At 73.2% G+C, this 6856-nt stretch carries 5 protein-coding genes; all 5 read left to right on the top strand.

Annotated features, from left to right (window positions below; genetic code table 11):
- Positions 1 to 151: 151 nt before the first annotated feature.
- The 5 genes from nrtL (at position 152) to thrB (ending at position 6465) form a co-directional block, all read left to right on the top strand.
- Positions 152 to 1003, top strand: a complete 852-nt coding sequence (gene nrtL, locus ACSNOK_RS10320) for an ArgS-related anticodon-binding protein NrtL (protein ID WP_436780305.1) — start codon at positions 152 to 154, stop codon at positions 1001 to 1003.
- Between the two features lie 27 nt (positions 1004 to 1030).
- Entirely contained in the window at positions 1031 to 2422 is a 1392-nt protein-coding gene (lysA, locus tag ACSNOK_RS10315) for a diaminopimelate decarboxylase (RefSeq protein ID WP_436780304.1), read from the top strand.
- Between the two features lie 190 nt (positions 2423 to 2612).
- Positions 2613 to 3905 (top strand): homoserine dehydrogenase, encoded by a 1293-nt coding sequence (locus tag ACSNOK_RS10310; RefSeq protein ID WP_436780303.1) that lies wholly within the window; start codon positions 2613 to 2615, stop codon positions 3903 to 3905.
- A gap of 16 nt (positions 3906 to 3921) precedes the next feature.
- Positions 3922 to 5013, top strand: coding sequence for a threonine synthase (gene thrC, locus ACSNOK_RS10305; protein ID WP_436780302.1), 1092 nt, complete (start codon positions 3922 to 3924; stop codon positions 5011 to 5013).
- A gap of 537 nt (positions 5014 to 5550) precedes the next feature.
- Positions 5551 to 6465, top strand: coding sequence for a homoserine kinase (thrB, locus tag ACSNOK_RS10300; protein WP_436780301.1), 915 nt, complete (start codon positions 5551 to 5553; stop codon positions 6463 to 6465).
- Positions 6466 to 6856 lie beyond the last annotated feature (391 nt).

The following is a 6856-nucleotide window of genomic DNA, read 5'->3' as shown; positions in this document are numbered from 1 at the left end:
GGCGGGGGCGGCGGACGAGGCGTCGCCGGGGGATGCCGGGGCCGTGGTGCGGCCGGGCGGCCGGCCCTGAGGACGGTGTAAGGGGCATGTCCGGGGAACATCGGGGAAACCGGCCGGCCGAGCGACCCGTTTCCTCCCCTAGGCTTGCCCTGTGACCCCCGCAGATCTCTCCCGTACCGTGCTGCGCGCCGTGCGTCGGGCCGTCGAGGCCGACGAGCTGCGTGTCGCCGTGCCGACCTCGGTCGGGGTCCGGGTGCCGCCGCACCCCGGCAGCGGGGATTACGCGACCAGCGTCGCGTTGCGGCTCGCCAAGGAGAGCGGCCGGCCCGCCCTGGAGGTGGCCGAGCTGCTGCGGCGCCGGCTGGTCCGGGAGCCCGGTATCGACCGGGTCGAGATCGCCGGGCCGGGGTTTCTGAACATCACCCTTGAGGGCGGATCCGGCGTCGGTCTCGTTCGGCAGGTGCTCTCCCGGCGCGACGGCGATCATGGGGATCACGACGGTGCGCGGGAGCCGCTTCCCGTGCGTCCTCCCGACGAACTCGTCCGGCGGCTGGGGGCCGACGCCGCCCGCTGGAGTGTGCTCAGTCCGCCCGGGCTGGATCGCAAGTTGCTGTTGGTGCAGCGCGAGGTCAATCCGCTCTTCCGGGTGCGGTACGCCCATTCCCGGTGCCGGGCACTGATACGCAACGCCCACGACCTCGGGTTCCGCCCCGCGGTCGAGGGCGCGGATGAGGACTTCGGGGAGGGGGCCGGTCCGCTGCTCGCCGCCCTCGCCGATCACCCCCGTATCGTCGCCGCCCGCGACCCCGAGCGGCTCGCGCGCGCCCTGGAGCGGCTGGCCGACGCCTTCCTCCGCTGGCAGGCGTCGTGTCCGACGCTGCCCCGGGGGGACGAGAAACCCTCGGTCGTCCACCGCGCCCGCCTGGCCCTCGCCGAGGCCACGGGCACGGTGCTCGCCGACGGCCTGCACCAGCTCGGCATCACCGCACCCGCACATCTCTGAGCACCGAGCACCGAGGAGATCAGCGCCATGAGCCGCTCCGCCCACCCCGCCGGGCCCCGCTACGCCGACGTCCTGCCCGAGGGCCACTACCCGGCGCCGCCCGCCGACCTCAACGCCCTCGAACCGCGCGTGTGGTCCCGTACCGTCTCGCGGAACGCGGACGGCGTCGTCACCGTCGGCGGGCTGGACGTCAACCGGCTGGCCGAGGAGTTCGGCACGCCCGCCTACTTCCTGGACGAGGACGACTTCCGGGCCCGCTGCCGCGCCTGGCGCGAGGCGTTCGGGCCGGACGCCGACGTCTTCTACGCGGGGAAGGCGTTCCTGTCCCGGGCCGTCGTGCGCTGGCTGACCGAGGAGGGGCTCAACCTCGACGTCTGCTCCGGCGGCGAGCTGGCCACCGCGCTCGACGCGGGCATGCCCGCCGAGCGCATCGCCCTGCACGGCAACAACAAGTCCGTCGAGGAGATCACCCGGGCCGTCGAGGAAGGCGTGGGACGGATCGTCGTCGACTCCTTCCAGGAGCTGGTGCGCGTCGCGCACATCGCCCAGCGGGCCGGGAAGCGGCAGCGGGTGCAGATCCGTGTCACGGTCGGCGTCGAGGCGCACACCCACGAGTTCATCGCCACCGCCCACGAGGACCAGAAGTTCGGGCTGCCGCTGGCCGGCGGCCAGGCCGCCGAGGCCGTCCGCCGCGCGCTCAAGCTGGACGGGCTGGAACTGGTCGGCATCCACTCGCACATCGGCTCGCAGATCTTCGACACCTCGGGCTTCGAGGTCGCGGCGCGCCGTGTGGTCGGTCTGCTCCGCGAGGTCCGCGACGAACACGGCGTCGAGCTGCCCGAGATCGACCTCGGCGGCGGTCTCGGCATCGCCTACACCCCGGACGACGACCCCCGCGAGCCGCACGAGATCGCCACCGCGCTGCGGGCGATCGTCGAGCGGGAGTGCGCGGCGGCCGGGCTCGCGGTGCCGCGGCTGTCCGTCGAGCCGGGGCGCGCGATCGTCGGTCCCACCGCCTTCACGCTCTACGAGGTGGGGACGGTCAAGGAGCTGCCCGGACTGCGGACGTACGTCAGCGTCGACGGCGGCATGTCCGACAACATCCGTACGGCGCTCTACGACGCCGACTACTCGGTGGCCCTGGTGTCGCGTACCTCGACGGCCGGGCCGATGCTCTCCCGCGTCGTCGGCAAGCACTGCGAGTCCGGCGACATCGTGGTCCGCGACGCCTTCCTGCCCGCCGACGTCGCCCCCGGCGACCTGCTGGCCGTCCCCGCGACCGGTGCCTACTGCCGCTCCATGGCCAGCAACTACAACCACGCGCTGCGGCCCCCGGTCGTGGTGGTGAAGGACGGCGCCGCCCGCGTCATCGTCCGGCGGGAGACCGAAGAGGATCTGTTCCGGCTCGACGTCGGGTGACGGCGGAAGGCGGCGGAAGGCGGCCGGAGTCGGCCGGAGCCGACCGGGGCCGGCCGGGGCCACCGGCCGGGACGGTCCGCGCAACCGGTCCGCGGATGACGGAATCTCGGATACTGGACGGGGGAGGGAAACCCTCCGACCGGTGAGTGAGACTGGTGTACCACCCAAGATGTACGAGAAACGAGGTCGGATGATGCGTACGCGTCCGCTGAAAGTGGCGCTGCTGGGCTGTGGAGTGGTCGGCTCCGAGGTGACGCGCATCATGACGACGCACGCCGACGACCTCGCGGCCCGGATCGGCGCCCCGGTCGAGCTGGCCGGCATCGCCGTGCGCCGGCCCGACCGGGTCCGGGCCGGGGTGCCCGCCGAGCTCATCACCACCGACGCGACCGCCCTGGTCAAACGGGGCGACATCGACGTCGTCGTCGAGGTCATCGGCGGTATCGAGCCGGCCCGCACCCTGATCACCACCGCCTTCGAGCACGGCGCGAGCGTCGTCTCGGCCAACAAGGCGCTGCTCGCCGAGGACGGCGCCGCCCTGCACGCCGCCGCCGGGCAGCACGGCGCGGACCTCTACTACGAGGCCGCCGTCGCCGGCGCCATCCCGCTGATCCGCCCGCTGCGGGAGTCCCTCGCCGGCGACAAGGTCAACCGGGTCCTCGGCATCGTCAACGGCACCACCAACTTCATCCTCGACAAGATGGACTCGACGGGCGCCGGCTACCAGGAGGCCCTGGACGAGGCCACCGCCCTCGGCTACGCCGAGGCGGACCCCACCGCCGACGTCGAGGGCTTCGACGCCGCCGCCAAGGCCGCGATCCTGGCCGGCATCGCGTTCCACACCCGCGTCCGCCTCGACGACGTCCACCGCGAGGGCATGACGGAGGTCACGGCCGCCGACTTCGCCTCCGCGAAGGAGATGGGCTGCACCATCAAGCTGCTGGCCATCTGCGAGCGCGCCGCCGACGGCAAGTCGGTCACCGCCCGCGTCCACCCCGCGATGATCCCGCTCAGCCACCCGCTGGCCTCGGTCCGCGAGGCGTACAACGCGGTGTTCGTCGAGGCCGAGGCCGCCGGGCAGCTGATGTTCTACGGCCCGGGCGCCGGCGGCGCGCCGACCGCCTCCGCGGTCCTCGGCGACCTGGTCGCCGTCTGCCGCAACAAGCTGGCCGGGACCACGGGCCCGGGCGAGTCGGCGTACGCGCGGCTGACCGTCAGCCCCATGGGCGAGGTCGTCACGCGCTACCACATCAGCCTCGACGTCGCCGACAAGCCGGGTGTCCTCGCCCAGGTGGCCACGGTCTTCGCCGAGCACGGGGTGTCCATCGACACCGTCCGCCAGCAGGGCAAGGACGGCGAGGCGGCGCTGGTCGTCGTCACGCACCGGGCCCCCGACGCCGCCCTGACGGCGACCGTCGAGGCGCTGCGCCGGCTGGACACGGTGCGCGGGGTCGCCAGCATCATGCGCGTCGAAGGTGAGTAGGGGAGCAAGGAAGACCATGTCTGCGAAGTCTGCGAACAACGGCAACGCCGCCACCCGTCAGTGGCGCGGCATCATCGAGGAGTACCGCGACCGCCTCCCGGTCTCCGCGGACACGCCGGTGGTCACCCTGCGCGAGGGCGGTACGCCCCTGGTGCCGGCCCAGGTGCTCTCCGAGCGCACCGGCTGCGAGGTCCACCTCAAGGTCGAGGGCGCCAACCCCACCGGCTCCTTCAAGGACCGCGGGATGACGATGGCCATCACCCGGGCGAAGGAGGAGGGCGCGAAGGCCGTCATCTGCGCCTCCACCGGCAACACCTCCGCCTCCGCCGCGGCCTACGCCGTGCGGGCCGGGATGGTCTGCGCCGTCCTGGTGCCCGAGGGCAAGATCGCGCTCGGCAAGATGGGCCAGGCCCTGGTGCACGGCGCCCGCATCCTCCAGGTCGACGGCAATTTCGACGACTGCCTGGACCTGGCCCGCGCCCTGGCCGACAACTACCCGGTGGCCCTGGTCAATTCGGTCAATCCGGTGCGCATCGAGGGCCAGAAGACCGCCGCCTTCGAGATCGTGGACGCGCTCGGCGACGCCCCGGACATCCACGTCCTGCCGGTGGGCAACGCGGGCAACATCACCGCGTACTGGAAGGGGTACCGGGAGTACGCCGCCGACGGCATCGCCTCCCGCTCCCCGCGCATGTGGGGCTACCAGGCCGCCGGCTCCGCGCCGATCGTGCGCGGCGAGCCGGTGAAGGAGCCGCACACCATCGCCACCGCCATCCGCATCGGCAACCCCGCCTCCTGGCGCTTCGCCGAGCAGGCGCGCGACGAGTCCGGCGGGCACATCGACGAGGTGACCGACCGCCAGATCCTCGCCGCCTACCGGCTGTTGGCCGCGCAGGAGGGCGTCTTCGTCGAGCCCGCCTCGGCGGCGAGCGTCGCCGGTCTGCTGAAGGCCGCCGAGCAGGGCAAGGTGGATCCGGGGCAGCGCATCGTCTGTACGGTCACGGGCAACGGCCTCAAGGACCCCGACTGGGCGGTGGCCGGCGCCCCGCAGCCGGTGACCGTACCGGTGGACGCGGCCGCGGCGGCCGAGCGGCTCGGGCTCGCGTAGCCGCCGGGCGGGAACCGCGCGTCCGGACGGGTCCGGGCGTACGCGTCGGCCGGGGCCGCCGATCCCCTCGCCGGCCGGTCCGGACGTTCCCGTCGCCGGTCCGGCGCGCATTCCCCTCGCCGGTCCGGGCGGCCGATCCCCCCGCGGGACGGCCGCCCGGGTGCCGGAAGGCGCCGTGAGGCGCCGTGAGGCGCCCGGTCCACCGGGCTCCGCCCAGGGCCGTCGGCCCTCCCGGCCCCGGGCGCGACCGGGCGCCGGGGGAGAGCGAAAAATCCCGTCCGCTCCCCCCGGAGCCACGAACCCCCAGGTCACAACCCCGACGAAAGTCCGTCAAAGACGACACGGGGCATGGTCTGGCGTGCGACACGCATCGCGCGCCTCCTGTGCGCCCTATGTCGCCACAGAACCTTCCTTCGATAGGCTGTCCTCACTCCGCCCCGTCGCTGACCCAAGCCGCCCTCCATGCGGTATCGCCGTCGCGGCCCTTGCGGATGTCGCACGCCCTACCAAGGCCACATCAAGGAGAGTCATCGAGCGATGGCCGGTCCCGCCTTCCGCGCCGCCGCCGTCCGAGTGCGCACCCCCGCCACCAGCGCGAATCTCGGTCCCGGCTTCGACGCCCTCGGTCTGTCCCTGGGGCTCTACGACGACGTCGTGGTCCGGGTGGCCGAATCAGGGCTGCACATCGACATCGCCGGCGAGGGCGCCGATTCGCTCCCGCGCGACGAGAGTCACCTGCTCGTACGGTCCCTGCGCACCACGTTCGACCTGCTGGGCGGCCAGCCGCGCGGCCTGGAGGTCGTCTGCGCCAACCGCATTCCGCACGGCCGCGGCCTGGGCTCCTCGGCCGCCGCGATCTGCGCCGGGATCGTCGCCGCCCGGGCGGTGACCATAGGCGGGGCCGAGCGGCTCGACGCCACGGCGATGCTGGAGCTGGCCACCGAGATCGAGGGCCACCCGGACAACGTCGCGGCCTGCCTGCTCGGCGGTTTCACCCTGGCGTGGATGGACGGGGGAGCGGCCCGCGCGGTGCGGATGGACCCCGCCGATTCCATCGTTCCGGTGGTCTTCGTGCCCGGCCGTCCCGTGGCGACGGAGACCGCGCGCGGCCTGCTGCCGCGCCAGGTCCCCCATGTGGACGCGGCGGCCAACGCCGGACGGGCCGCGCTGCTGGTCGAGGCCCTCACCCGGCGCCCCGAGCTGCTGCTGCCGGCCACCGAGGACCGGCTTCACCAGGAGTACCGCGCCCCGGCGATGCCGGAGAGCGTGGCCCTGGTCAACCGACTGCGGGCGGACGGTGTCCCCGCGGTCGTCTCCGGCGCGGGCCCCACGGTGCTCGCGCTGGTCGAGGACAGTGCGGCGGAGAAGGTCGCACGGCTGGCGGGCGAGGGGTGGGCGGCCAACCGGCTGTCCCTCGACGCCGGGGGGGCGAGCGTGCTTCCGCTCGCCTGACAAGGGGCGGAACGCGGTGGTACGCCGCCGAGGAAGGCCCCGCGGAAAACGCGGTTGCCGGACTTTGAGAGGGGGAATGTTTGTGGGATCCGGTAGTGTTAACCTCAAGTCTGCACCCGAAGCCACGTCGGCTCGGTGCTCTGTGTCCCGATCAGGGACCGCTTTTCTTCCGGGAGCCTCCCAGACTGCCTGAGCAGATTCGAGCACGCTCCGGAAATCGGCGTGGGCGACATGAGTGATGCGATGCGTCTTGTCCTCACTGATTTCCCCACGTCGGCATCAACGCACTGAATTCTTCCGCCGTACCGCGGCGGACCACCGCCCCGGCCCGGTCCGCACAGCAGGACCGCAGCCGGACAGCACAACCGGTCGCCGAGCCAGACAGGCCGAC

The sequence above is a fragment of the Streptomyces sp. URMC 126 genome (assembly GCF_051386555.1).
In the GTDB taxonomy this organism is placed as follows: domain Bacteria; phylum Actinomycetota; class Actinomycetes; order Streptomycetales; family Streptomycetaceae; genus Streptomyces.
Note: the sequence above shows the minus strand (reverse complement) of the source record. Positions and strands in the feature narration are given on the sequence as shown.